The organism is Methylosinus sp. DMC45, from assembly GCF_056313885.1.
In genome coordinates this window covers 170,922-196,219 of sequence record NZ_JBQUZK010000038.1, presented here as the reverse complement: position 1 = coordinate 196,219, position 25,298 = coordinate 170,922, and the positions used below count along the sequence as shown (strand labels likewise).

22 protein-coding genes and 1 pseudogene are annotated in these 25,298 nt (G+C 66.9%); 11 read left to right on the top strand and 12 right to left on the bottom strand.

Features of this window, described 5'->3' with window-relative positions:
* Positions 1 to 246: 246 nt before the first annotated feature.
* From ACT53T_RS11650 to ACT53T_RS11625, 6 genes are all read right to left on the bottom strand, one after another.
* Complete coding sequence (locus ACT53T_RS11650) at positions 247 to 1,929, bottom strand: Hsp60 family chaperonin (RefSeq protein WP_476161316.1); 1,683 nt, start codon at positions 1,927 to 1,929, stop codon at positions 247 to 249.
* 55 nt (positions 1,930 to 1,984) lie between these two features.
* The gene (locus ACT53T_RS11645; RefSeq protein ID WP_036296727.1) at positions 1,985 to 2,320 is read right to left on the bottom strand and encodes a hypothetical protein; all 336 of its coding nucleotides are present in this window, start codon (positions 2,318 to 2,320) and stop codon (positions 1,985 to 1,987) included.
* A 4-nt stretch (positions 2,321 to 2,324) separates the two neighbouring features.
* Entirely contained in the window at positions 2,325 to 4,400 is a 2,076-nt protein-coding gene (locus ACT53T_RS11640) for a sigma-54-dependent Fis family transcriptional regulator (RefSeq protein WP_476161315.1), read from the bottom strand.
* Positions 4,401 to 4,540: 140 nt separating this feature from the next.
* Positions 4,541 to 5,083, bottom strand: a complete 543-nt coding sequence (locus ACT53T_RS11635) for a DUF1097 family protein (RefSeq protein ID WP_476161314.1) — start codon at positions 5,081 to 5,083, stop codon at positions 4,541 to 4,543.
* A 103-nt stretch (positions 5,084 to 5,186) separates the two neighbouring features.
* Positions 5,187 to 5,579, bottom strand: a complete 393-nt coding sequence (locus tag ACT53T_RS11630) for a hypothetical protein (protein ID WP_476161313.1) — start codon at positions 5,577 to 5,579, stop codon at positions 5,187 to 5,189.
* 117 nt (positions 5,580 to 5,696) lie between these two features.
* Entirely contained in the window at positions 5,697 to 6,929 is a 1,233-nt protein-coding gene (locus ACT53T_RS11625; RefSeq protein ID WP_476161312.1) for an SCO family protein, read from the bottom strand.
* Between the two features lie 388 nt (positions 6,930 to 7,317).
* Here ACT53T_RS11625 and ACT53T_RS11620 point away from each other — a divergent pair, with 388 nt between their 5' ends.
* Positions 7,318 to 7,767: a copper chaperone PCu(A)C gene (locus tag ACT53T_RS11620; RefSeq protein ID WP_043331955.1), complete on the top strand. Its 450-nt coding sequence runs from the start codon at positions 7,318 to 7,320 to the stop codon at positions 7,765 to 7,767.
* Between the two features lie 454 nt (positions 7,768 to 8,221).
* The gene (locus tag ACT53T_RS11615; RefSeq protein ID WP_476161311.1) at positions 8,222 to 12,319 is read left to right on the top strand and encodes a Pls/PosA family non-ribosomal peptide synthetase; all 4,098 of its coding nucleotides are present in this window, start codon (positions 8,222 to 8,224) and stop codon (positions 12,317 to 12,319) included.
* A gap of 338 nt (positions 12,320 to 12,657) precedes the next feature.
* Here the strand turns inward: ACT53T_RS11615 and ACT53T_RS11610 are convergent, their stop codons facing one another.
* Complete coding sequence (locus ACT53T_RS11610) at positions 12,658 to 13,152, bottom strand: DinB family protein (RefSeq protein WP_476161310.1); 495 nt, start codon at positions 13,150 to 13,152, stop codon at positions 12,658 to 12,660.
* A 359-nt stretch (positions 13,153 to 13,511) separates the two neighbouring features.
* Between ACT53T_RS11610 and ACT53T_RS11605 the strand changes: the two genes are divergently transcribed.
* The 4 genes from ACT53T_RS11605 to ACT53T_RS11590 all read left to right on the top strand — a co-directional run bounded on the left by ACT53T_RS11605 (position 13,512) and on the right by ACT53T_RS11590 (position 16,702).
* Entirely contained in the window at positions 13,512 to 14,057 is a 546-nt protein-coding gene (locus ACT53T_RS11605) for a hypothetical protein (RefSeq protein ID WP_476161309.1), read from the top strand.
* A gap of 95 nt (positions 14,058 to 14,152) precedes the next feature.
* Positions 14,153 to 15,241, top strand: a complete 1,089-nt coding sequence (gene aroC, locus ACT53T_RS11600; RefSeq protein WP_476161308.1) for a chorismate synthase — start codon at positions 14,153 to 14,155, stop codon at positions 15,239 to 15,241.
* Positions 15,242 to 15,310: 69 nt separating this feature from the next.
* Positions 15,311 to 16,282: a histone deacetylase family protein gene (locus tag ACT53T_RS11595; protein WP_476161307.1), complete on the top strand. Its 972-nt coding sequence runs from the start codon at positions 15,311 to 15,313 to the stop codon at positions 16,280 to 16,282.
* Between the two features lie 108 nt (positions 16,283 to 16,390).
* The gene (locus ACT53T_RS11590; protein WP_018264242.1) at positions 16,391 to 16,702 is read left to right on the top strand and encodes a hypothetical protein; all 312 of its coding nucleotides are present in this window, start codon (positions 16,391 to 16,393) and stop codon (positions 16,700 to 16,702) included.
* Here ACT53T_RS11590 and ACT53T_RS11585 read toward each other — a convergent pair whose 3' ends face one another.
* Genes ACT53T_RS11585 through ACT53T_RS11575 form a run of 3 tightly spaced genes read right to left on the bottom strand, consistent with a single transcriptional unit; the run spans position 16,703 to position 20,414 of the window.
* Complete coding sequence (locus ACT53T_RS11585) at positions 16,703 to 17,452, bottom strand: phosphodiester glycosidase family protein (protein ID WP_476161306.1); 750 nt, start codon at positions 17,450 to 17,452, stop codon at positions 16,703 to 16,705. It lies immediately after the preceding gene.
* Positions 17,453 to 17,490: 38 nt separating this feature from the next.
* Positions 17,491 to 18,060 carry an N-acetyltransferase family protein gene (locus ACT53T_RS11580; protein ID WP_476161305.1) on the bottom strand — a complete coding sequence of 190 codons (570 nt, stop codon included), beginning with the start codon at positions 18,058 to 18,060 and terminating at the stop codon, positions 17,491 to 17,493.
* Positions 18,057 to 20,414, bottom strand: a complete 2,358-nt coding sequence (locus ACT53T_RS11575; RefSeq protein ID WP_476161304.1) for an Orn/Lys/Arg family decarboxylase — start codon at positions 20,412 to 20,414, stop codon at positions 18,057 to 18,059. Before ACT53T_RS11575 ends, ACT53T_RS11580 begins: the two co-directional genes overlap by 4 nt.
* Positions 20,415 to 21,147: 733 nt before the next feature.
* Here ACT53T_RS11575 and ACT53T_RS11570 point away from each other — a divergent pair.
* From ACT53T_RS11570 to ACT53T_RS11550, 5 genes are all read left to right on the top strand, one after another.
* On the top strand, positions 21,148 to 21,597 hold the full coding sequence (locus tag ACT53T_RS11570; RefSeq protein ID WP_018264248.1) for a gamma-glutamylcyclotransferase family protein: 450 nt from the start codon (positions 21,148 to 21,150) through the stop codon (positions 21,595 to 21,597).
* Entirely contained in the window at positions 21,594 to 22,460 is an 867-nt protein-coding gene (gene panC / locus ACT53T_RS11565; RefSeq protein ID WP_476161303.1) for a pantoate--beta-alanine ligase, read from the top strand. Before ACT53T_RS11570 ends, panC begins: the two co-directional genes overlap by 4 nt.
* On the top strand, positions 22,457 to 22,744 hold the full coding sequence (locus ACT53T_RS11560; RefSeq protein ID WP_018264250.1) for an acylphosphatase: 288 nt from the start codon (positions 22,457 to 22,459) through the stop codon (positions 22,742 to 22,744). The genes panC and ACT53T_RS11560 overlap by 4 nt, the downstream gene beginning before the upstream one ends.
* A 5-nt stretch (positions 22,745 to 22,749) precedes the next feature.
* Complete coding sequence (gene cysQ / locus ACT53T_RS11555) at positions 22,750 to 23,574, top strand: 3'(2'),5'-bisphosphate nucleotidase CysQ (protein WP_476161302.1); 825 nt, start codon at positions 22,750 to 22,752, stop codon at positions 23,572 to 23,574.
* A 193-nt stretch (positions 23,575 to 23,767) separates the two neighbouring features.
* Complete coding sequence (locus tag ACT53T_RS11550) at positions 23,768 to 24,334, top strand: DUF1134 domain-containing protein (protein ID WP_400766183.1); 567 nt, start codon at positions 23,768 to 23,770, stop codon at positions 24,332 to 24,334.
* Here the strand turns inward: ACT53T_RS11550 and rsmD are convergent.
* Both rsmD and ACT53T_RS11540 read right to left on the bottom strand, forming a co-directional pair.
* Positions 24,303 to 24,884, bottom strand: coding sequence for a 16S rRNA (guanine(966)-N(2))-methyltransferase RsmD (rsmD, locus tag ACT53T_RS11545; RefSeq protein WP_400766186.1), 582 nt, complete (start codon positions 24,882 to 24,884; stop codon positions 24,303 to 24,305). The two genes, ACT53T_RS11550 and rsmD, sit on opposite strands and share 32 nt — an antisense overlap.
* 3 nt (positions 24,885 to 24,887) lie before the next feature.
* Positions 24,888 to 25,298 (bottom strand): annotated as a pseudogene (locus ACT53T_RS11540) (hypothetical protein); the annotation flags it as partial.

Here is a 25,298-nt window from a genome sequence, read left to right as displayed (position 1 = left end):
GGCAATTCATCTATTACGAAAGCGACGACATCTACTGTTATGGCAAGCGCCGTGCCACTGATGGTGATTTTGCGGAATCATAGAGTTTGCAAGGGATTCGCAATGATCGTGAAAGGGATGTGACGTGAGCGCGGCGATATTCGAAGGCGATGCGCGATACAGCTGTCAAATTAGCATACGCACGAATTTCATCGACTGTTTGGATCGCCGCGATCGTCGAGGAGATCGCGGCGATCATGCGCGCATTCAGGCGCGCGGATCTTCGCGCGTTTCGGCCGCGCGTTGCGCATCGAATCCGAATGTCGGATCGCTCACGGGAACATGAGTCACAGCGCATTCCACCGTCATCAGCGAGGACGCTGTCGCAACGGCGTTGCGCAATGCGAGACGCGTGACGCGCACGGGATCGATGACGCCTGCGGCGAAGAGATCGCCGCAGGCGCCGCTGCGCATGTCCATTCCCCAGAAATCATCATTGGAGCGCCGCAGCTCGAACAAGAATTCATCAGCGTCGACGCCGGCGTTTGCCGCTATGCGCCGGATCGGCTCGTCGAGCGCCGCGCGCACGATGGCGACGCCATGGCTCTGATCGAGATTTTCGCCGCGCAGCTCGGCGAGAGCGGCGCGCGCGCGATAGAGTCCGACGCCGCCGCCGGCGACGACGCCATCGCTCTGCGCGGCGCGCGCGGAATTGAGCGCATTCTCGATTCTCTGCATGCGCTCCTTGATGACAATGTCGGACAAGCCGCCGGCGCGTATCGTCGCCATCCTGCCGGACAGAGCTTTTATGCGCGTCCGCAGATTTTCCAGCTCGTGACGCTTGCCGCTCGGCGAGCCTTTGGAGGCGTCGCCTTCGACGATCCAATCGGCTTGACGCTTCGCCGAGGCGAGACGATCGGCGATGATCTTCGGATCGCCTTCGCCGCCGATGACGAGCGTGTCGTCCTCGCGCACGACGACGCGTCGCGCGCGGCCGAGATGCTCTATCGTGACATTGGAGATGTCTTCGCCGAAGGCCTCCATGATCGCGCGGCCGCCGGTGATCGCGGCGAGATCGAGAAGATACTCGTAGCGGCTGTCGCCATAGCCCGGCCCCTTCACGGCGATGGAGCAGAGATTCTTGCGAATATGATTGAGCAAGAGTCCGGGAAGCGCTTCCTCCATTATGTTTTCGGCGACGACGAGCAGGCTGCCGCCGCGGCGCCGCACCAGCTCCAGCGCCGGCACCAGCTCGGAGAATTCGTTGATGACGCGATCATAGACGAGAATGTAAGGATTCTCGAGCTCGGCGACTTTGCGCGCGCTGTCGGTCATGAAATAGGGCGAGCGATAGCCCTGTTCCCAACGCATGCCTTCGACGGATTCGATATCGTCGGCGAGGCCATGGCCGAGCTCGACATCGACGACGCCGCCTTCGCCGGCGATCTCCAGCGCTTCCGCAACGATCGCGCCTATGCCTTCATCGCCGCCCGCGGCGAGCGTCGCGACATGGGCGAGCGAGCGCGGGTCGTCGCAGCGCCGCGCGCGGCGCAGAAGATCGGCCTCGACTGCGCGCGCCGCGCGCTCCATTCCGATGGCGATGTCGCGCGGATTCATGCCGGCGGCGAGCGCCTTGCGCGTTTCGGCGGCGACGCGGCGCGTCAGCACGACAGAGGTCGTCGTTCCATCGCCGGCCTCTTTGGCCACCGCCGTCGCCATTTGACGCACGAGATTTATGCCGACGCTCTCCGTGCGTCCGGCGGCTTCCACCGCTTGCGCCACAGTGGCGCCGTCCTTGGTCGCGACCGGCGGCAGGCCGGCGGCGCGATGCTCGATGACGACATTGCGGCCGCAGGGGCCGAGCGTCACGCCGACAGCGTCGGCGAGAACGTCGACTCCATCGAGCAGGCGCTTGCGAACGGGGTCGCCGAAGCGAATATTTCTGGCCACGACTCTGATCCTCCACTGGCGCGATGCGCCGCCGCGGCGCCGCGCGCGTTTCCTCTTATTTTTTCTTCGGCTTGTCGAAAGCCGTTATGTCTATGTCCTCGCGCCCGGCGTTGAGCGCCATGGCGCTGCGTCCCGCCGCCACGCGGCGCGCGCGATTGCGCTCGAGGCGTATCCACACGGAGATCAGGCGGCGATCGTCGAAATCGAGCGTGCGCCGTATTTCCTCTATGTCGACAGGCTCGAATTCGCGGCGCAGAAAAGCGTGCAGCTCCTGCGCGCGCTCCTCGCCGACGATTTCCGTCAGGCGCTCGGCCTCCTGCTCGAGCTCGCGCATGGACGCGTCGAGCGCGCGCGCGGTCTCTTCCAAAAATGCGCGATCTTCCGGGCCCATCGCGTCACCTCTTGCAGACGATTCGCCTGTCGCTGCGCAGGCCGTAACGCGCCATCTTGTGATAGAGCGTCGCTCTGGTGATGCCGAGGCTGCGCGCGGCTTTGGCGATATTGCCCTTTGCGGAGGCGAGCGCGTGCCGCACGGCGCGCGCTTCCCAATCGGAGAGGTCGAAGCCGGTTTCGGTTTCCACCGTTTCGTCGATGATCGAGGCGGGCGGCGTCGCATCGGCGCCGATGCGATTGTCGAAGTCGAGCTCCTGGAGGAAGTCGATCGGAAGATCGTCGATCTCTATGAGCGGCCCTTTGGCGACGGCGATGCTGGAGCGCAGCACATTGCGCGCCTCGCGTATGTTGCCGGGCCATGGATGCTTGAAGAAAATGCGCCACACCTCGTCGGAGAAGCGCAGCTCCTCGGGCGCCGCCAGCGCCTCCCGCTCGAGGTGGAACAGCTGCGCCAATAGCCCGAGCCGATCGGGCCGCTCGCGTAGCGGCGGCAGCCACAGCTGCACGCCGTTCAGCCGATAATAGAGATCGCGGCGGAACGTCCCCTTCTGCACCATCTCCTGCAGGCTGCGATTGGTGGCGGCGACGACGCGCACATCGACGCGGATCGGCTTGCTGGAGCCGATCGGCACCACCTCGCTCGAATCGAGCACGCGCAGCAGCGTCGCTTGCAGATCGGCGGCCATGTCGCCGATCTCGTCGAGGAACAATATGCCCTTGTCCGCCTCGACGAATTTGCCGGCCTTGCCCTTGGCGCGCGCGCCGGTGAAGCTGCCGCCCTCATAGCCGAACAATTCGCTCTCGATCAGCTCGCGTGGAATGGCGGCGCAATTTATGGCGACGAGCGGACGCTCCTTGCGCGGACCGCTCGCGTGAAGGCGGCGCACGAGATGATCCTTGCCGACGCCGGACTCGCCGGTGATGAGGATCGGAATATTGCGCTCCTGCAAGCCGGAGGCTTTGCGCAGCGCCGCCTCCAGCACATTGTCGCTCCAATCGGCGCGGGCCTCTGGCGCGCGCGGCGCGGCGTCGGCGCGGTCTGGCGCGCGGCGCGGCGATGCGGCGTCGCTCTCACGCTTGGGACAGCGATGCGCTTCGGCGAAGATGGAATATCGATTGCGCGGATCGACGAGTGGAAGGAGACGCGCGCTCTCATGCGCCGCGACGAGCGACGGAAGATCGACGCCGAGCGCAATCGCCGCGCGCTGGCCGACGAGCGCAGAATGCTCGGAGCGAAGCGTCTCGACGCCGGCGCGATCGACGCCGCGAATAATTCCGTCGGCGCCGATGAAGATGCGGCCTTCGCTCGGCAAGCGCGGCTCGGAGTCGCCGGCGGCGCGCAGACGCAGCAGATAGCCGTCGGCGGCGATGTGGTCGAAGAGGCTCGTCTCCAGCAGAAGGCGGGCGAGCTCGAGAAAGCCGAGAGCGAGCTTGGCGGCGTCGCGACGGTCGGAGACCATTCCGAGGATCGCGCAGAGGCTTCCGTCGGGCGCGATGATGGGGCAGCCGGCGGTGGCGAAGCGATGCAGCGCGCCGTTGAAATGCTCCTTGCCGTCGAAGGCGATCGGCGCGCGCAAGAGGCTCGCCGTGCCGACGCCATTATTGCCGAGGCTGGCCTCGCTCCAATCGGCGCCGATGCGCGCCATTTGCGCGGCGCCGGCCGTTATGCGCGAGCCCGAGTCGAGCAGCTGCACGAGCGCGCCGGCGGGATCGGCGAGCAGCAGCGCGACATTGGTCTCGTCGAGCAGCGCGCGCAGCTCGTAGACGAGCGCCGAAAGCCGGCCGGCGACGCCGCCGGCGGCGTCACGCCACGCGTCGAGCTCCGTCGCGCTGCGATCGTCGCGGCGCTGGCGCGGGGCGAAGTCCGCGCCCGGCGGCAGAGCGTGGTCGTCCACGCAGCGCGCCCAGGCCTCGGCGACCTGCGGGCGCACCCAATCGGCGCCGGCGGGCGCCTGGCCCGTCTGCTTCATCCAATCCCAGGCGACGCCGGGACGGTCGACTCCATAGAAGCCGGTCTCCTCGGCGCTGCGCATGTTCATGACAGCGGCGGCCGCATGGCCGAGCATGGGGGATCTCATCGCCGTATCGCTCAAAAGCGATCCTCCCGAATTTTTGACGTGTCGGGGCATGGCGCGTCGGGTCCGACGGTTCGCTCATGCGAGGGCGCTCGCTCGCGCTGCGCGCGGGCGAGCATTCGACGTCGCGCGTCTGCGGCGTGTCAGCCGCGCGCGGCGGAGGGCGCTTTCTGGCCGGGCAGGGGCAGCTTCAGCAGCGCTTCGGCGAGCTGGTCCGCCAAATAGCCGAGGATCGCGCCGGCGATCAGCGACAGCGCCGCCAGCAGAGCGGGATTGCTCGGCGAGAGCGCCGCGAGATCATCGGCGTGGGAAGTCGCCAGCAGCGTCGCATAGGCGGCCAGCGAGACGGGCCATTCGGCGAGCGCCGGCGCTTTGGCGGAGAGCACGAGAGCGACGAGCGTGATCGCCACGGCGATTCCCGTCGACGCCGCCGGGCTGACGACCTCGCCATAGGGAAAATGGGCGGCGGCGAGAAGCGCCACTGCGGCAAGAGCGACGCCGAGCAGATCATGCGGTACCGATTTTTTGAGCCCGTCGAGCTTGCCGCCCAGATGAATATAGCCCGCCCAGCCGATGAGAACGGCGAAGAGCTGCGCGCCATAGGGAGCGGCGGGACCGAGCGTCAGAAAAGCGGCGAGACCGCCGAGAGCGCCGACGCTCACGGCCCTGAAATATGCGATGCTCATGACAATAGCCTCCAGCTGCGCGCGCGATCCTATGATCGGCGCAGTTCGCGTGAATCCCTCGACGGCGCTGCCGTCGATCTTCGCAAAAAGAGAGTCGGGGATTTCAGGCGAGAGGCGCTGGAGGCGCGCGTGGCGACAGAGGCCGCAGCTCGGGCGCGGCGGCGACGGCGTCGACGACATAGTTCGGCGCCGGCGTATCGGAGGAGATTTCGAGCGGAAGAATGATGACGAGAACGATCTCGCGCTCGTCATCTATCGCCGAGCTGCAATGGAGAATGCAGCACGGGCCGATGTGATGATTTTCGATCGGAGCGGAATCGCTCTTGGCCGCCTCGGCCTTGAAGGAGGCGCAGACGACGCCGGAGAATTGCGCGCTATTGGCGGTCGCTCCCGCCGCGAAGCCGACGCCGACGGTCTGCAGCAGGAACAGCAGCGCCGCGACCATGCCGAGGGCCGCTCGCTCGACGCTGAGATGTGTCCGGCCTGGGATTTTCAAGGCATTGTGCTCTGAGGCGTTCGGAACGAGAAGGTACGAGCGGCGCAGGAGAGCGTCAAGCGACGCGCCCTCTCGCCCATGCGGCATGTTGTCGCGAGCCTGCGCGCAAGCTTTCGTTCACGCCGGAGGATGCGGAGCGCTCTGGCGGCGAATGAAATCCTTCAGCGTCTTCGCGGCTTCGTCGCTGCGGTCGGCGAAGGAGGCGACGCCGGACATGAGGCCGTCGCGATCGACGAGATAGACGAGCGTCGTGTGATCGATCGTGTAATCGCCGCCCTCCAGCGGAGTCTTGCGGTGATAGACGCGAAACGCCTGCGCCGCGCGGTCCGTCGCCTCCGCCTCGCCGCGCAGAGCGGTGATGCGCCGAGGAAAGGAGGAGACGAAATCGGCGAGGTTCTCGCGCGTGTCGCGCGCGGGATCGAGCGTCGCGAAGAGAATGTCGAAGCCGGCGCCGGAAGGGTCCGCCTCATTGGCCGCGCGCGCCGCCTCCAGCATTGTGGTCGGGCATACTTCTGGACAATGCGTGAAGCCGAAGAAGATGGCGTAGGGACGTCCGCGCATCGTCTTTTCATCGACGATGTCGCCATTCGTCGCAGTGAGGCGGAAGGAGGGCGCATAGGCGCGCGCGGCGGCCTCGTTGCGGTGCGGGGCGACGCGCGGCGCCGCGGCGCTCGCGAGAACGACGACGGCGGCCGTCGCGATCCACCAACGGCGCGAGCGCAGGGCGGCGGGAAGGCGCCTTTCGCCGCCCGGCGCGGCGCGGACGCTCGCCGGGCGGCTGGGGCGAGCGGAGCTCTCGGGCGGGATGGAGACCGAGGCGCCGCTCGAGCGGCGCAGGCCGCGTCGGCGAATGAAGCGGCGAAAGCGCGCCGCGAGACGCACGCCGGGCGCATGACGCAGCGCCTTTGCGAATGTGGTGAGGATGCGCGGCTCCACCGCCATGTCGCGCAGCTCGGCGGCGAGGCTCTCGACGGCGCTCTCCTTTTCCGCCGGCGTCGAATGACGTCCGATCTCGAGCCGGCGTCCCGCCGCTGTGATCTCGACATGCGTGCAGCGCCGTGCGCGATCGAGGCGCCGCTCTATGACCAGCTCCTCCGCCTTGATGCGGCGCTGGTCGACGAGCCGGCCGCGAAAGTAATGCGCGACGCGGACGACGCCATTCTCGACCGTCACGCGCTCGACGATCTCGCCGCGCTCGGCGGGCGCGCCTCCGAGCACGAGACGGCAGAAAGCCGCGAGGCCATTCGTCGCATCGATCGCCAGCCGAGCGAGCCGGCGCGGCGCGGCATTGGGCGTCGCGGCGTCGATAGGGGAAGCGGATCGCGGCTTCATCGGCGCGTTCTTCGTCACGCAGGGCGCTCCATCTCGCGGCGTCATGTCGCGGCTGCTCGCGCCGCGCGGTCTTATCGAAAACAGCAATAGCGCATATAGGTCAACGCGAAGGCGAATGATGCGCATGCGACCGGACGTCGCGTGCAGAAAGTGAACGGACATGCGTTCGATCGTGATCGTCGCGATGCGCGCGAAATCGATACGATTGTGCAGCCGTCACATCGGAGATTCGCCGCGCGCGCGGGATTCGCGCTATGTGTATCGGCTCTGGCGTCTCTCGCAGCGCTGGCGCAGAAGTTGCGGACCGGGCGCGGAGGGGCATGTTCAACGATCGGCTCGAGACATGATCATAGGCTCATTGCGGCGTCGCGATCTTTCGACCTGCAAGGGATTGCGGAGGCTTCGGATGTTTTGCGCCTCGGGCGCGCTCGTGCTTCCGCTGGCCCTTTTCGCGACGGCCACGCTCGCGGCGCCGGCCGCCGCCGCGATAGAGGTGGAGCGCGCCTGGTGCGCGACGCCGCCCAAAGGCGTGAAGATCGGCGCCTGCTATCTGGCCTTGCGCAACGAGGGCAAGACGGAGGACCGGCTGCTGGGCGTGGAGGCGGACGCCGCCGCTCGCGTCGAGATGCATGTGACCAAGATCGCCGATGGCGTCGGCCGCATGCGCCCGCTCGCCGAGGGCGTCGCCCTGCCGGCCGAATCGGTCGTCGATTTTCGTGAGAAGGGCTATCACCTCATGCTGGTCGATCTGCGCGGACCGCTCGCGGAAGGCGAGACCGTGCGCGGCACGCTGCGATTCGAGCGCGCCGGCGAGCAGCCCGTGCTCTTCCATGTCGAGCGGCCCGGCGTCCCTTGATTTTGCCGCGGCGGCGGGTCGGGATGGTCGAATCGCCGGGCGCCTCTATTTCCACTCATGGTGAGGATCGCGGGGCGGCGCCCCGGCGCGGGCGGCGTTGAAGCGCCCGCTTCGGCGCGCCCCGGTCCCGCGCCGAACGAGGCCGCCGGTCTGCTCGAGAGCCGTCTGCATGAAAATTTATGAAAATCGAAATCCTCGCCGCCCCGGCGCGTGGAGGAGGGGCTCCGCCCTTCGCTCACCGAGACGTAAATGGCTGATCGTCGAGGCGATCGCTCATTGTAACCACTTCGTCACGAATATGACGCAGAAATGCCCCTCGTTCTTCCAGCCGGTCTTTTCGGCAACAAATTCCCTCCCATAGTGGGTTCATCCTGCATTCAGCCTGGATGCGGGATAGGATCGTCCTTCGCTCTCATGCTAGATGAGCGCGGATTTCCCGCGGATATGTCACGCGATGAATGAGTTGAACCCCAGTTTCGCCAAAAGCGCGCCTCTCGACGGCGCGCCGCTCGCCGACGAGACGGCCCGGACCGGCGCCGTGCTGCGCGGTCCGGCCATGCCGCATCTGCTGCGCGACGAGCTGCTCTGCGAGATTTTCGCCGCCCGCGTCGCCGCCAGCCCCAACGCCCTGGCCATGGCGACCTTGGAGCGGCGCTTCACCTATCGCGAGGTCGATGCGGAAGCCGCGGCCATCGCCTGCGGCCTCGCCGCCCGCGACATAGGCCCGGGCGATGTGGTCGGCCTGTGGGGCGCGCGTGGGCCGGAGCTGCTGATCGCGCAGATCGCCATCGCCAAGACGGGCGCCGCCTGGCTGCCCTTCGACGCCGACGCGCCGGTCGACCGTATCGCCGTCTGCCTCGCCGACGCCGGCGCCAAGGCGCTGCTGACCTCCGCCGGCTTTGCCGGCAAGGCCGCCCCCGTGGTCTCGGTCGAGACGCTGATCGACGCCGAGATCGCGATTTTCGGCGGCGTCTGCCCCGATCCGCGCGCGCTGGGCGCCACGGGCGACCATCCGGCCTATCTCATCTACACCTCCGGCTCGACGGGAACGCCCAAGGGCATTGTCGTCACCGCGCGCAACATCTGCCATTATCTGCGCTCGGCCAATGAGATCTACCGGATTTCCGCCTCTGATGTGGTGTTCCAGGGCGCTTCCGTCGCCTTCGACCTCTCCATGGAGGAGATCTGGATTCCCTATCTCGCCGGCGCGTCGCTCTTCGTCGCCACGCCGCAGATCATCGGCGAGACGGAGGCGCTGCCCGATATTCTGGAGGAAGCCGGCGTCACCGTGCTCGACACTGTGCCGACGCTGCTCGCCGCCATGCCGCGCGATGTCGCGACGCTGAAGACCATCGTGCTCGGCGGCGAGGCCTGCCCGCCCTCGGTGGCGGAGCGCTGGACCCGCATCGGCCGCACCATCTTCAACAGCTACGGCCCCACCGAGGCGACCGTCGTCGCCACCGTTTCGGAGGTCTGGCCCAATGAGACGGTGACGATCGGCAAGCCGATCCCCAATTACAGCTGCTATGTCGTCGACGAAAATCTGACGCTGCTGCCGCCGGGCGCGGAGGGCGAGCTGCTCATCGGCGGCCCTGGCGTGGCGAGAGGCTATCTGCGCCGCGACGAGCTGACCGCCGAGAAGTTCATCGCCAATCCTTTCCCCTCGGACGGCTCCGATCCGATCCTCTATCGCTCCGGCGACGCGGTGATTCTGGACGAGAACGGCGATCTGCATTTTCGCGGCCGCATCGACGATCAGGTGAAGATCAGGGGTTTCCGCGTCGAGCTGGGCGAGATCGAATCCGCGCTCTCGCGCCTCGACCATATACGTCAGGCGGCCGTCGTTCTGCGCAATGAGAATGGGCTGGACGAGCTCGTCGCCTTTCTCGTCGGCGCGACGGCCGTGTCGCCGGACCCACGCGATCTGCGCGCCAAGCTGCGCGAGTTTCTGCCCTCCTATATGGTTCCGGGCCGGTTCGAGGTCGTGACCTCGCTGCCCCGCCTCTCCTCCGGCAAGGTGGACCGCAAGGCGCTGAAGCGGGCGCCGCTCACCGCCCCTCTCATCGACACGGAGGCGCAGGAGGAGCCGCGCACCAAGACGGAGGCCGCGCTGCTCGACGCCGCCAAGCGCGTGCTGCCGCCGGGCGCCATTCCCTTCGACGCGGATTTCTTCACCGATCTCGGCGGCCATTCGCTGCTGGCCGCGCGTTTCGTCTCGGTGGTGCGCGAGACGGCGCATCTTTCCTCGATCACGCTGCAGGACCTCTATTCGGAGCGCAATCTGCGCGCGCTCGCCACACATCTCGATGGCAAGGCGGCGATGGCCGGGCCGCCGCGCGATCTCTCCTTCGCGCCGCCGCCGCTGCTGCGACGCTTCCTCTGCGGCCTCGCCCAGGCGGCGGCGCTGCCCTTCATCCTCGCCTTCGTCACCTCGCAGTGGCTCGGCGTCTTCGTGTCCTATCAGCTGCTCACCTCGCCGGACGCCAACCTCATCGACGAGGCGGCGGCGCTGCTCGGCGTCTATATGTGCGTCAACATCGCCACTGTGGCGGTGTCGATCCTCGGCAAATGGCTGGTCATCGGCCGCACCAGGCCGGGGCGCTACCCGCTGTGGGGCGTCTATTACTACCGCTGGTGGCTGGCGCAGCGCCTGATGGGCCTCACCCACGCCAAATGGTTCCAGTGCTCGCCCTTGATGCGCCTCTATCTTTCCGCCCTCGGCGCGAAGATCGGCGAGGACGCCATCATCGGCGAGCTGGACGTCGGCGCGATCGATCTCGTCAGCATCGGCGACGGCGCGAGCCTCGGCTCCAAGCTGAAGCTCGCCAACGCCCGCGTCGTCGGCAATGAGCTCATCATCGGGACGATCGAGATCGGCGCGGACGCCTATGTCGGCACCTCCTGCGTGATCGAGGAGAATGTCGTCCTCGGCGAGGGCGCGGCGCTCGAGGATCTGACCTCGGTTCCTGCGGGCTCGCAGATCGGCGCCTATGAGATTTGGGACGGCTCGCCGGCGCGCTACAAGGGCGATGTCGATCCCCGCGCGCTCGATCCGCAATCGACGGCCTCCGCGCCGCAGCGGCTCGCCATGGGCTTCATGTTCACGGTTCTGGCGCTGGCGCTGCCGCCGCTCGGCCTGCTGCCGATCTTCCCGGCCTTTTGGGTGTTCGACCGTTTCGACAATTGGCTCGGCATAACGGATGTCGACCACGTCTATTATCTCGCCGCCATTCCCTTGTTCGCCTGGCCGACGGCTTTCGTGCTGGTGCTCGTCACCGTGGCCTTCATCGTGGCCTTCCGCTGGATCGTGCTGCCGCGCGTCTCGGAGGGGACCTATTCGGTGTGGTCCGGCTTCTATCTGCGCAAATGGGCGGTGGCGCTCGCCACCGAGGTGACGCTGGAGACGCTCTCCTCGCTGTTCGCCACTCTCTACATGCGCACATGGTACCGGCTGATGGGCGCGAAGATCGGCAAGGATTCGGAGATTTCGACCAATCTGTCCGGCCGCTATGATCTCGTCGAGATCGGCGAGAAATGCTTCATCGCCGACGAGGTGGTGCTCGGCGACGAGGATATGCGCCGCGGCTGGATGTATCTGAAAAAGGTGAAGACCGGCGCGCGCGTCTTCGTCGGCAATGACGCCGTTGTGCCGCCGGGCTCGGAAATCCCCAGTGGCGCGCTGATCGGCATCAAATCCAAGCCGCCGGCCAATAGCGAGCTCTCCGAGGGCGACACCTGGTTCGGCTCGCCGCCGATGAAGCTGCCCGTTCGCCAGACCTTCGACGGCGGCGGCGCCGCCTGGACCTATCAGCCGCCCTTCTGGAAAAAAGCCGCGCGCGCGGCCTATGAGGCGATCAACGTCTCGCTGCCGACCATGCTGTTCATCACTTTCGGCACTTGGGCGGTGGAGAGCTTTGGCCAAAAGCTCATCGACGGCGATTATTGGGCGGTGTTCTGGCTCTTCGTGCTGTCGTCGACGCTGATCTCGGTCGGCATGACGCTGGTCGTGGTGGCGGTGAAATGGCTGACCATGGGGCGCTATGAGCCGCAGGTGAAGCCCATGTGGTCCTTCTGGGCCATGCGCACCGAGGCTTGCGCCGTGCTCTATTGGGGCCTCGCCGGCAAAATCCTGCTCGAGCATTTGCGCGGCACGCCCTTCCTGCCCTGGACGCTCCGCCTGTTCGGCTCGAAATTCGGCAAGGGCGTGTTCATGGACATGACCGACATCACCGAATTCGATTGCGTGAGCGTCGGCGATTATGCGGCGCTCAATCAGGTGGCGGCGCTGCAGACGCATCTTTATGAGGACCGGGTGATGAAGGTCGGCCGCGTCGAGATCGGCCGCGGCGTGACTGTCGGCGCCGGCTCCACCGTGCTCTACGACACGCATGTCGGCGATTTCGCCCGGCTCGGCCCGCTCACCGTGGTGATGAAGGGCGAGAAGATCCCGGCGCATTCCGAGTGGATCGGCGCGCCGGCCGAGCCGGCCGCGCCGCCCGCGACGCCGCCCGCTTTGGCGGAGGCGCGACGCGAGACCAGCAAGGCGGCGTGACGCTGGTTATGGAGCGAGCCTGAAGGCTCGCGGTCCGAGGCGCTCTCTGGACCGCGAGCCTTCAGGCTCGCATTCATACGACTTCCGATCGATACATTCGGATGAAACATCCGTCCCTCGCCCTGAGGAGCCCGCATCGATCTCGGGTTTACCCGAGATCGGCATGATAATGCCCAAGTCGGGCTTGCCCGACTTGGGTGCGGGCGTCTCGAAGGGTCTAGCCGCTGCGTGTCGCTGGAACGTCCTTCGAGGCTTTTTGCGTGCCGCAAAAAGCGCCTCAGGACGAGGGGATTGTATTTGCCGCGCCGAAGCAATCAGCCGGAAGCCGTATCATTTCCTCACATGAAGATCAGATCCGTATCCTGCGGCCGCGCGCCGGCGGCGGTCAGCATCGCATGGGCCTGCCCGCGATGATGGGTCTGATGGTTGAAGAGATGGACGATGACGAGCTTGCGCGGCTTGACGATATCCATCTGCTTGGCGCCCGAATACCAGGAGAAATCGCCCTCGAGCGCCGCCTCGTCGAAGGCGTCCGCAAAGGCGATCAGCCGCGCGTCCATCGACGCGCGCTCCGATTTCATGACCTCCCAATCGGCGCGGAAGGAGGCGGAGTCGGCGATCGCTACATTCGGGTTCGGATCGCCGGCGAGGCGGCTCATCCACATGGCGTCCGCCCAGAGCAGATGATTGAGCGTGCCGTGGATCGATTTGAAGAACGCCCCGCGATCGGCGCGCCGCGCCGCATCCGAGAGCGTATCGGCCGCCGCAAAGAGGCTCTCGTTCTGCCAGGCGTTGTAGCGCGCCATTTTCTGCGCGAAGGCGGGAGTGATCATTCGGTCGGGTCCTTGAAGCCGAGCGACCGGTGAACCGGAAACGTTTCCACCTTATCCTCGATGCGTAAAAAGGCGAGACGCCGCTCGACGGAAATTCATCGCGGTTGTAGTCTGGTTCATTGCATTACCGATAAATTGAGGGCATGAAATTGAGATTATTGATATGGATCAACGCGTTTATTCCGCGTGACGTTCCCGGTTACACCGAGACGATCGCCGTCGGCGCGCATGCGGGCAAAACAGCCGTGCCGTTACCGGGGCCCGCCCGTCTCAATCCGATGAATTTGTTCAAAGCGTGGAATGCCGGCTATCTGACCGACCAGCGGACATTCAGCAATTCTCCGACAGCGAGCGTGCGCATGCGGTCGCTCGCGGAGATCTACTTCGATACGAAATCTGAGTCGGCGCGGCTCCTACGGGCCGAGCATGAGACATCCGGCACGACGGAAGTCGACATTGGCTCTGGCGTGCAGAAGGATTTCGCGAAAGCGGACATGTCGCGTTGCGGATGGTCGCGACTAACGACGCCGGTTCGGCCGTTTCGAGCGGCCCGCGTGCTCGTGCCATTCGGGGGGATGGCGCCGGTCTACGCCGGCGTCGGGGCGGCGCCGACCAACGAATGGGAAATCAGCGTTGCCGGGCAGGCGGGCGACCCTCTGGTCTCCGCCGCCGCGGACATCGACTATGAAGGGGCATTCCGAATTTCGGTGGCTTCTTTTTCGCCGCCGCGTGTGACGGTGAGCCTCGACGCGACAATCGACGCCTTCCCGGCTTTCGAGGCCTATGCGCGGCTCGACGGTCTCACCAAGACGCTTTTCACGGCTCCGCCTCCGGCAGGCAATACGGTCCTCGATCTGCTTGGGGGAGCCAGCCGCAAGTTCAGCGGATTCGCGACATTGCCCTGATGGGACAGGGACGAGCCCGACGTGGCGCCCGCCGTTTGACCCGGCAACCAACGGCGCCTACAACGGGCGGAACGCATATGTGACCGGCTCCCTCCATGTCCCACAACAGCTTCGGCCATCTCTTCCGCATCACCACTTTCGGCGAGAGCCATGGGCCGGCGCTCGGCGTCGTCGTCGACGGCTGCCCGCCGGGGCTGGAGCTGACCGAGGCCGAGATTCAGCTCTTTCTCGACAAGCGCCGCCCCGGCCAGTCGCGCTTCACCACGCAGCGGCAGGAGCCGGATGCGGTGAAGATTCTCTCCGGCGTCTTCGCCGATTCCGCCGGCCGCCAAGTGACGACCGGAACGCCGATCGCGCTGCTGATCGAGAACACCGACCAGCGCTCCAAGGATTATGGCGATATCGCCGAGAAATACCGCCCCGGTCACGCCGATTACGCCTATGACGCGAAATATGGAATTCGCGACTATCGCGGCGGCGGGCGCTCCTCGGCGCGCGAGACGGCGGCGCGCGTCGCCGCCGGCGCGGTCGCGCGCAAAGTGCTCGCCGGCGTCGCCATACGCGGCGCTCTGGTGCAGATCGGTCCGCATAAAATCGACCGCGCCCGTTTCGACTGGGCGGAGGTGGAGAAGAACCAGCTGTTCTGCCCGGATGCGGAGACCGCGAAGCTCTGGGCCGATTATCTCGACGGCGTGCGCAAATCGGGCTCCTCCATCGGCGCGGTGATCGAAGTGGTGGCGGAGGGCGTTCCCGCCGGCTGGGGCGCGCCCATCTATGGCAAGCTCGATTCCGATCTCGCGAGCGCCTTCATGTCGATCAACGCCGTGAAGGGGGTGGAGATCGGCGTCGGCTTCGCCGCAGCCGAGCTCTCCGGCGAGGCCAACGCCGACGAGATGCGCGCCGGGCCGGACGGCGCGCCCGAGTTTCTCTCCAACCAGGCCGGCGGCGTGCTGGGCGGCATATCGACCGGCCAGCCGATCGTCGCGCGTTTCGCGGTCAAGCCCACCTCCTCGATACTGACGCCGCGCCGCACCATCGACCGCAACGGCCAGGAGACCGAGATCGTCACCAAGGGCCGCCACGACCCCTGCGTCGGCATTCGCGCCGTGCCGGTGGGCGAGGCGATGATGGCCATTGTGCTGGCCGACCATTTCCTGCGGCACAGGGGGCAGGTGGGCGGGTAGCCGATGGTCGGACGAGCGCCGGCGTCATCCTCTTTCACACGTCGGCAGGCGCTCGCTCTAGCGGCGGGCTTGACGCTGTCGCCCGAGGTCGTCGCGGCGAGCGGCCTCCAGCCCACGACCCTCCTCGTCACCCATCCTTCCGGCCTCGCGCATGAGGTCGGCGCAGGCCGTCCCGACCAGCCCGAGCGTCTTCGCGCCATCGCCGCGGTTCTCGAGGGCGACGCCTTCGCCGCGCTGCGCCGCGCGGAAGCCCCGGCCGCCGCCCGCGAGGCGATCCTCGCCGTTCATGCGCCCTCTCTGCGGGAGCGTTTCGAGAAAGCCGCGCCGCAAAGCGGGCTCGTGGCGCTCGGCTCTGATATCGTCATGAGCGCGGGCTCGCTCGAGGCGGCGCTGCGCGCCGCCGGCGCCGCGACCTTCGCCGTCGATGCGGTGATGCGCGGCGCCGCCCGCAACGCTTTCGTCGCCATGCGGCCGCCCGGCCATCATGCGACGCGCGAGAGCGCCATGGGCTTCTGCTTTTTCAACAACGCCGCCATCGCCGCGCGCCACGCCATCGCCGCCCATGGGGCCGAGCGCGTCGCCATCGTCGATTTCGACGTGCATCACGGCAATGGATTGCAGGAGATTTTCTGGGCGCAGAAAAACGTCCTCTATTGCTCCTCGCATCAGTCGCCGTATTATCCCTTCACCGGCGCCGCGAGCGAGCGCGGCGCCTATGACAACATCGTCAACGCGCCGCTCGCCAAAGGCTCCGGCGGCGAGCAATTCGCGCAAGCTTGGACGCAGGCGATTCTCCCGCGCCTCGACGATTTTGCGCCGGACATCCTCCTCATTTGCGCCGGTTTCGACGGGCATTTGCACGATCCTCTCGGCGGCTTGCGCCTGCAAAGACAGGACTTCGCCGAGCTTACGCTGCGCCTCGCAGAGATCGCCGCGCGCCGCTGTAGCGGGCGCATCGTCTCGATGCTCGAGGGCGGCTATCGGCCGGACGATCTCGCCGCCTGCGTCGCCGCTCACATCGGCGCGCTGATGGGGGCGTGAGAATTCCGTCCTCGCCCGGCGCGTGCGTGGGCGCACATCCGAAAGAAGCGAGATCATGGCATCTCTGCGCATAGAGACGCCGTGCAACAATTGCGATGGGAGAGGACAATGGACTTCGGCAGGAGCGAATGGAGCGAGGCGCGCGCGCATATGATCGGCAAGCGCGCGCTCATCGGTCTCACCCGCGTGACGCCGCACGGCAAGGTGCTGCGCCAAATGTTCGGCACGATCGCCGCGATCGACGGAACCGGCGTCCACATAGAGCTCGAGGGCAAGGACGCCGGCCGCAAGGTTCGCCTGCCGCCGGACCTCGGCCGCTTCCGCGTCGCCGGCCCCGGCGATTATCTTCTGTGGGAGACGGGCGAGATTCTCGCGGACCCGGATTTCGTCGGCGCCTTCACGGTCAACGAAGCGGCGTAATCATCGCGCGCGCTCGACGACGCCGACAATCGGCCCCATGGGGCGGAAGCGATCATGGCGCGCGAGCGTCGGCGCATAGAGCGCGGAGATCGAGCCGTCGAGGAAGAGCGCGTCTGGACATTTCAAACGCTCACGAAAAAGCTGAGCGAAAGCATGGAATGTCACCGGCTGATTGGCGATGGCGAAGGCGACGACATGGCCGTCGCGCACGCCGACGCCATTGCGAATCTTCATCGACGTGCCGGTGTCGTGAATGCGCGGATTGATGCGTCCGCCGATGACGAGCATCGGCCCGGATTGCGTCGCATAGGCGGGATGCAGCCGCTCTCTCAGAAAGCGCTGCGTCTCGGCGACGCCGGCGCGCGCGCCCTCCACCCAGAAGATTCCATTGGGCTTCATATGGAAATTGCCGGCGCCGGAATTGGTGTTGGCGCTCTTCTCCATATGGCCGCCTTCGACATAGAGTCCGACAGGACGGCGGCGCTCGTCATACATTCCGGCGTTCATCGCGAAGAGAAGCTTCTCGTTTCTTTGCGCGAGCGCTGCGTCGAGCGCCGAGAAGGAGCCATAGACCTCGTCTTTCGCATCGGCGAGGAAGAGGCGAATGGAATCGCTGCGTGTGTCGAAGACGCAGACAGTGTAGCTCGCGCCAGCATCCTCCATGTCCTGGCAAGGATTGCGCGCCGCCGCGGCGGCGGGCGAGGCGAAGAGGAGGAGAGCGAGGCAGAGGAGGCGACGAAGCGGAATCATGCGCCGATCATAGCATGCCCGCGGCGCCGTCCGCAGCGTCAGCCGCGCGCATCGGGCGGCGTCGCTGCGCCGGGGCCGAGCGAGCGCTGCAAGATCACCGAATCCGTCCAGCTGCCGAATTTATATCCGACGCCGGAGAGATAGCCGGCCTGCCGAAAGCCGATCGCCTCATGCAGCTTCAGCGACGCTTCATTGGCGGCGTCGACATAGCCGATCATCTGCCGAAAGCCCGCCGCCGCGCAGGCGTCCACGAGCGCTTGCAGCAGCAGCCGGCCGACGCCGCGATGCAGATGGCGCGGATCGACATAGATCGAATGCTTGACCACATAGCGATAGGCCGGACGCTTGCGAAACGGCACGACATAGGCGTAGCCGAGCACGGCGCGCTCATGCTCGGCGACGAGATGCGGCAGCCGATGATTGCCCATATTCTTGCGTCGCCGCTTCAAATCTTCTTTCTGCGGCGGCTCGTAGAGCGGCGCATCGGCGGGATCGAGCCCCTTGCGCACATGCTGGAGATAGATCGCCAGCATGGCGTCGACGTCCTCGTCGCGCGAGGGGCGCACGAGGATCGTCGCGCGTTCGGCGCCGGCTTCGATCATGGTCATTCCTGCACCACATAAGTGTAGAGCCGCATCTTCGCCTCGCCGTTCCACTGCTTGTAGAGGCCCTGTATCTCATAATCGAAGCCGGGGAAGAGATTGGCGCTGCGTTCGAACATGCGCAAATATTCCAGCATGGGCCGCGCCTTCGCGTCGAGCCGCTCGCCCGGAACGATCGTCGCAATGCCCGGCGGATAGATGACGAAGAGCGTCGTCGCTATGCGACCTTCGATCTCGTCGATCGGCAGGAAATCCACATCATTGCGCACGAGGCGGAGGTAAGCCTCGCGCGGCGTCATCGCCATTTCGGGGAGATGCTCCTGCCGGAACTGCGCCTGCTGCAGAGCGCTGGCGTTCGCCTCCTTGAAGAAGCGATGCATGTCGGCGCAGAGATCGCGCAGCCGCACGCCCCTATAGCGCGCGGCGCGGCGCGCGACGAATTCAGGAATGACGTCCTGCAGCAGCGCATTGTCGTCATGCAGGCGCTTGAAGGCGACGAGCGAGGAGACCAGCGTTCCCGCCTTGCTGGACTCGACGCCGGGCGTCAGCAGGAAGAGCAGAGAATTGAGGTCGTTCTTCTCCGGCACGATCCGGTTCTCACGCAAATATTGCGCGACGATCGGCGCCGGGATTCCATGATCGGCGTAGGCGCCGCTCTCGCGATCGAAGCCGGGCGTCAGCAGAGTGAGCTTGGCCGGATCGGTGATGGCGAAGCCCGGCGCCATATTGGAGAATCCATGCCAGCGCGCATCCGGCGCCAGCGCCCAGAAGTCGGGATTGCGCGCGAGCTGATCGGTGGAGACGCTCTCCCAGGGAACGCGATGCGCGCCGGATTCGCGCGCCGCGTCGGGTATGGAGACCCAATCGGGCGCGAAAGGATCGAAGAACCAGCGCCGCGCCGGATCCTGCTCCTTGGCCTCGAACTCGCGCCGCACGGCGCGCAGCTTCTTGCGCAGCTCTATGCCGAGCCGGATCGTGTCGTCCCACAAGAGCTCGCCGGAGCGGCCTTTCATCATCTGCGCGCCGACATCCAGCGAGGCGAACAGCGGATAGAAGGGCGAGGTGGAGGCGTGCTGCATGAAGCCTTCGTTGAAGCGGCGATGCTCCACGCGCCGCCGCTGGCCTTTGATGTGGCGATCGCGCACATGAATTTGCGAGGCCTGCGAGAAGCTGGCGAGCTGCTTATGCGTCGATTGCGTCGCGACGATGCCGGGCGACGCCTCGGTGAGATTCTTCAGCCCCATCGCATAGCGCCGCTCATAGAGCGGATGGAATTTCATGAAGCCGGCCCAGGCTTCGTCGAAGAGAATATAGTCGCAGAGATGTCCGATCTTTTGGGCGATCCATTCGGCGTTGTGAATCGTGCCGTCATAAGTGCATTGCTCGATGACGGCGGCGCGGAACGGCCGCTCCTTGCGCCAGGCGTCCTTGTCCTTCACCAGCGGATTGGCGCGAATGCGCTCGCGCAATTTTTCTTCGTCGAAGGCTTCGTGCTCGATCGGGCCGATGAGGCCATGGGCGTTGCGCGTCGTCGGCAGAAAGATCGGCACGCCGCCGCCGAGCAGCAGCGCGCCATGATGCGCGGCCTTGTGATTATTGCGGTCGAACAGCACGAGATCGCCTTCGGCGACCAGATTGGTGAGCACGACCTTATTGGAGGAGGATGTGCCGTTGAGCACGAAGTAGGTCTTCTCCGCGCCGAAGATTTCGGCCGCCGCCTTTTGCGCGGCAAGCGCCGGCCCTTCATGCGTCAACAGATCGCCGAGCTCGACGACGGAATTGTCGAGATCGTCGCGGAACACGGCCTCGCCCAAATGCTCCATGAAGATGCGGCCGATCGGGCTGCGGCTGTAGAAAATGCCGCCATTATGGCCGGGGCAGGTCCACAGCTGATTGCCTTCCTCCGCATAATCGACCAGCGCGCCGAAGAAAGGCGTCTTCAGCGTCTCCGCATATTGCTTGAGGCGCGAGACGAGATTTTTGGCGATGAATTCCGGCGTCTCCTCGGCGAGGAAGACATAGCCGTCGATGAAGTCCAGCACCTCGACCGGAATATCCTCGAAGCGCTTGCGGCGAATGAGCAGCACGATCGGCATTTCGAGGCCGCGCTTGCGCATGAGATCGATGAGCGAGGCGGTCTTGCCCTCGAGGCCCTTCTTGCCCCAATCGACGACGAGGCAGCCGATGGCGGCGTCTGTCTGCACCACGATCTCGGCGTCCTCCACGCGGCGCGCGCGCACGACTTGAAAGCCCATGCTCTCGATCGCGGCGATGATCTGATTGACGCGCAGCCCCTCGAGGTCGTCGGCCTCGAAATTGGGCGCGGAGAAGAGGAATGTGAAGCGGCGGGAGAAGTCCATTCGAATCGGCCTGTGGCGCTGACGAGGAAGAGGAGGGGCCCCGCACTCACAGCCTTGTTCCATGACACAATCGTGACAGCGCGCGCCCTTGTGAAACTCCCGCACCCGCCGCTCGCGGCCGAGACTGAGAATTCGGGTCAACGGCGGTCAAGGAATTGCGCGGGGCGGGATTTCCTGTCGGCGGAGCGATTCTGGAGCCGCCGTGACGAGCCTCGCCTTCGCCGTTATCGAAGAGACGTCGCGTCTGAGGACGTTTCTCGACCATTTCTCGAATATCGACGATCCGCGCGCGCCCTGGCGCGTCGCGCATCCGCGGCGCGCGGAACATGGCCGTCGTCGGGCGTTTCGCCGTCGATCTGAGCCACGCCGCCGCTATCGCCTCGGGGGCCGAAGCTCATCGACCCGAATTCGGAGCCCCGCGCGCCTAGCGGAACCAGACGTAGACGATCGCCGCCGCCAGAGCCAGGACGAGGCCGATCGCCGTATTGCGCAGAAAGCCGCCCTCGAACTCCTCCATTCCCTCTTCCTTTCTCGCCGTCGCGTCGATTCGACGCATTTCTAAAGCTGCATCCAACGCTGAGAATAGCCTCGAGGGCGGTTAATTCCCAGGGGCCGCTCTCGGTTGGGAGCCCGGCGCAGGCCGGGCTCTTTTTCTTTGCGTGGGGGGAGCCTGCGGCGCCTCGCTCGCGGCGGCGCCATGCGCTAAGGTCCGCCCGCCGCTCGGAAGGACCTCATGCCTCTCTATTTCGCCTATGGCGCCAATATGGACGTCGCCGCAATGGCGGTCCGCTGTCCGCATTCGCGGCCGCTCGGCCTCGGACGGCTGGCGCGCTATCGTTTCGCCATTCTGGAGACCGGCTACGCCACGGTCGTGCCGGACGCGCGGGCGCAGGTCCATGGCCTGCTCTATGACCTCGCCGTGGCGGATGTGCCGGCGCTCGACCGCTACGAGGAGATCGGCCGCCGCCTCTACCGCAAGGTCGTGCAGCCGGTGCTGCGCGCGCCGGTGGGCTCGGCGCGGGCGCTCGTCTATATCGGAACCGCGACGCGCGAGGGGCCGGCGGCGCCCGGCTATGTCGAGAATATCGTCGCCTCGGCGCGCGCGCTCGGCCTGCCCGGCGCCTATATCGCCTTTCTGGAGAGCCATGCGCCCAATGCGCAGCAGAGGATGAGCCGAAGATGAGCGCTGTTCCCGTTCCGACCGTCCATACGCTGGCCGAGCTGCGCGAGCGCGTCGCGCAATGGCGCGCGCGCGGCGAGCGCGTCGGCTTCGTCCCCACAATGGGCGCGCTGCACCAGGGCCATCTCGCTCTGGTGGAGGAGGCGCGCCGGCGCGCCGATCGCGTGATGGTCTCGGTCTTCGTCAATCCGACGCAATTCGGCGCAGGCGAGGATTTCGACCGCTATCCGCGCACGCTCGCCGCCGATGTCGAGAAGCTCGCGAGCGTTGCGGCCGATCTCTGCTATGCGCCGGCGGTGGAGGAGATGTATCCGCCGGGCTTTTCCACCACGGTCGCGGTGGGCGGGCCGGCGGTGGCCGATCTCGAGGATCATTTCCGGCCGACGCATTTCGCCGGCGTCGCCCTCGTCGTCGCCAAGCTGCTCAATCAGGCCGATTGCGACGTCGCCGTCTTCGGCGAGAAGGATTATCAGCAATTGCTGGTGATAAAGCGCTTGGCGCGCGATCTCGATCTGCGCGCGGAGATCGTCGGCGCGCCCACTTTGCGGGAGGCGGACGGCCTCGCAATGTCCTCGCGCAACATCTATCTCTCGGCCGAGGAGCGGCGCGTCGCGCCGGCGCTCTATCGCGCGCTGAGCGAGGCGGCGCAGCGCATCGCCGCGGGCGAGCCGATCGGCCATGTGATGGCGGAGGCGCGCGAGCAGATCGCCGCCGAGGGCTTCCTCATCGATTATCTCGAGGCGCGGCACGCGCAGACTCTGACGCGCGTCGCCCGGCGTCACGAGGGGCCGATTCGCCTGCTGGTCGCGGCGAAGCTCGGCGCGACGCGGCTCATCGACAATGTCGCCGTGGAGGCGGCGCAATGAGCGAGACGCGCCGCGTTTTCCGCATCATCGTGCGCGGGCGCGTGCAGGGCGTCGGCTTTCGCGCCTTTGTCGCGCGGGAGGCGGGGCGGCTCGCGCTCGCCGGCTGGGCGCGCAATTGCGACGATGGCGCGGTGGAGATCGTCGCCGCCGGGCCGCAGGGCGCGCTGCAAGCGCTGGTGGATGCGGCGCGGCGCGGACCACCCGCGGGGCGCGTCGACGATCTGCGCGCGGAAGAGACGAACGAGGCTGCTCTCGTCGAGCGGCGCGGCGATCTGGAGTTCTAAAAAGCGTGCGGCTCGAGAACGACGAGGATTTCGACGCGCTGGCGGCCGCTTTCGCCGATCTGGCGACGCGCGCGGGCGTCATCGCCATGGATGTGCTCGCCGCGCCGACGATCGACGCGCGGGCGAAGAAGGACGCGAGCCCGGTCTGCGAGGCGGATGAGAGGATCGAGGCCTTTCTGACGCCGCGTCTTGCCGAGCTGCTGCCCGGCCTTCCCATCGTCGCGGAGGAAGCCGCCGCTGCGGGCGCCGCTTTCGCCCGCGCGGAGACTTTCCTGCTCGTCGATCCGCTCGACGGCACGCGGGAGTTTCTGGCGCGCAGCGGCGAGTTCACCGTCAATATCGGCCTCATCGTCGCGGGCGCGCCGCGCGCCGGCGCGGTCTTCGCCCCGGCGCTGGGGCAATTATGGTTCGCCGGCGCGCGCGCCTTCGCCGCCGAGGCCATCCCCGGCCGGCCGGCGCCGCCGCCCGCGGCCTGGCGGCCGTTGCGCGTGCGCGCTTTGCCGGCGGAAGGGCCGACGGCGCTGGTCAGCCGCTCGCATCTCGACGCGGCGACCACGGCCTTTCTGAAGACGCATCGCATCGCCGCGACGCGCGATGTCGGCTCCTCGATCAAATTCTGCCTGCTGGCGGAGGGCGCGGCCGATCTCTATCCGCGCTTCGGCCCGACGATGGAATGGGACACGGCGGCCGGCGACGCGGTGCTGCGTGCGGCCGGCGGCGGCGTCGTCGACCCCACGGGCCGCCCGCTTCTCTACGGCAAGGCGGGCGAAGCCTATCGCAACGGACCGTTCATCGCTTTCGGCGATCCCGCCGCCGCAAGACTTTATTAAGAACGCGGCGAGATTCTTCCTTTCACGAAGAAGATCCGTCGCGGCGCCACAGGCGCGACACGATCGCATCCAAACTTCAGCAGACCGATTCGCAAAAGCCCAATAGGGAAGCCTCGTCATGCGCGCCGCAGATTCAACTCGCCGAGAGACGCGCACAACGCGCAGAGAAGCGACGCGCGCGACGCGCAGAGAAATGCTGGCCCTCGCCGCTGGCGCCGCGCTGTCTCCGCTGGCGCCGGCGCATGCCGCCTATGGCGTGCGGGCGGAGCCGAGACCCGAGCCCATGTCCGGCGACGAGGTGGTGCAGAGTGGCCATCGCTTCTTCGGCGCCATAGCGCGCGACCTCGCCCAGGGCGTCGAGCAATTGGCGCGGCGCTGGGGACGGCCCAACGCCTATGTGCTCGGCCAGGAGGGCTCGGGCGCCTTCGTCGGCGGCCTGCGCTATGGCGAGGGGACGATGTACACGCGCAACGCCGGCCAGCGCCGCGTCTTTTGGCAGGGGCCTTCGCTCGGCTTCGACGCCGGCGCCGATGGCGACCGCACCATGATGCTGATCTATAATCTGCCCTCGGTGGACGCCATCTACACGCGCTTCGGCGGCGTCGCCGGCTCGGCCTATCTGGTCGGCGGACTGGGCTTCACCGAGCTCTCGGCCGATGGCGTCGTCGTCGCGCCGATCCGCGCCGGGCTCGGCGCGCGCCTCGGCCTCAATCTCGGTTATTTGAAATTCACGCCGGAAGCGACGTGGAATCCGTTCTGACGCATCGCGCGATGACGATCTGCGTGTCGCCGTAGCGGCGGCGCTCTTCCTCGACGATTTCCTCGGGCAGCGAGAGAGGGGCGTCCGCCGCCTCCTCGATGACGATCAGCGCGCGCTCCGCGAGCCAGCCGCCTTCGACGAGCGAGCGCAGGGCGCGCGTGGCGAGGTCGCGCCCATAGGGCGGATCGAGAAACGCGAGCGTGAACAATTCGCCCGGCGGCGCGAGGCCGAGCTTGGTCGCGTCCCGCCGAAAGACGCGCGTCACGCCGCCCGCGCCCAACGCCTCGACATTGGCGCGCAGCAGCGCGCGCGCCTCGGCTCCATCGTCGATGAAGAGGATTTTCGCTGCGCCGCGCGACAGGGCCTCGAGGCCGAGCGCGCCCGTGCCCGCGAAAAGATCGACGACGCGCGCGCCTGGAACCGGATCGTCATAGGCATGGGCGAGAATGTCGAAGACGGATTCGCGCAGGCGATCCGAAGTCGGACGGATCGCCTGCGATTGCGGCGTCTTCAGCACGCGGCCGCGAAAGCTGCCGGCGACGATGCGCATGGGCTAGCGCGGCTTGCGCGGCGCGCCGCCGGGCTTGCGCGGCCCTTTGCCCGCCGGCCCTTTGCCGCCCGGTCCGCCTCTACCCGGCCCTTTGCCCGCGCCGCTCCGCGGCGGACCACGACGCTCGCCCGACGGCGGACGCGCGTCCCCGTCACGACGCGGCGGGCGACCTTCGCCCGCCTTGCGCGGCGCGCGCTCGCCCCGCGGCGCATCGCCGGAGTCGAAACGCTTGCCGGCGCCCTTGCCCGCGCCCTTGCCCGCGAAGCTCTTGCCCGCGCCGGAACTCTTGCGCTCGGCGCGCTCGCCAGAAGGCGCATGGGCGGCCGCTCCTTCGCGACGCGGCGGACGACCTTCGCCCTCACGACGCGGCGCACGCTCGCGGCGCGGCCCGTCTCCTGCGCTGAAGCTCGACCC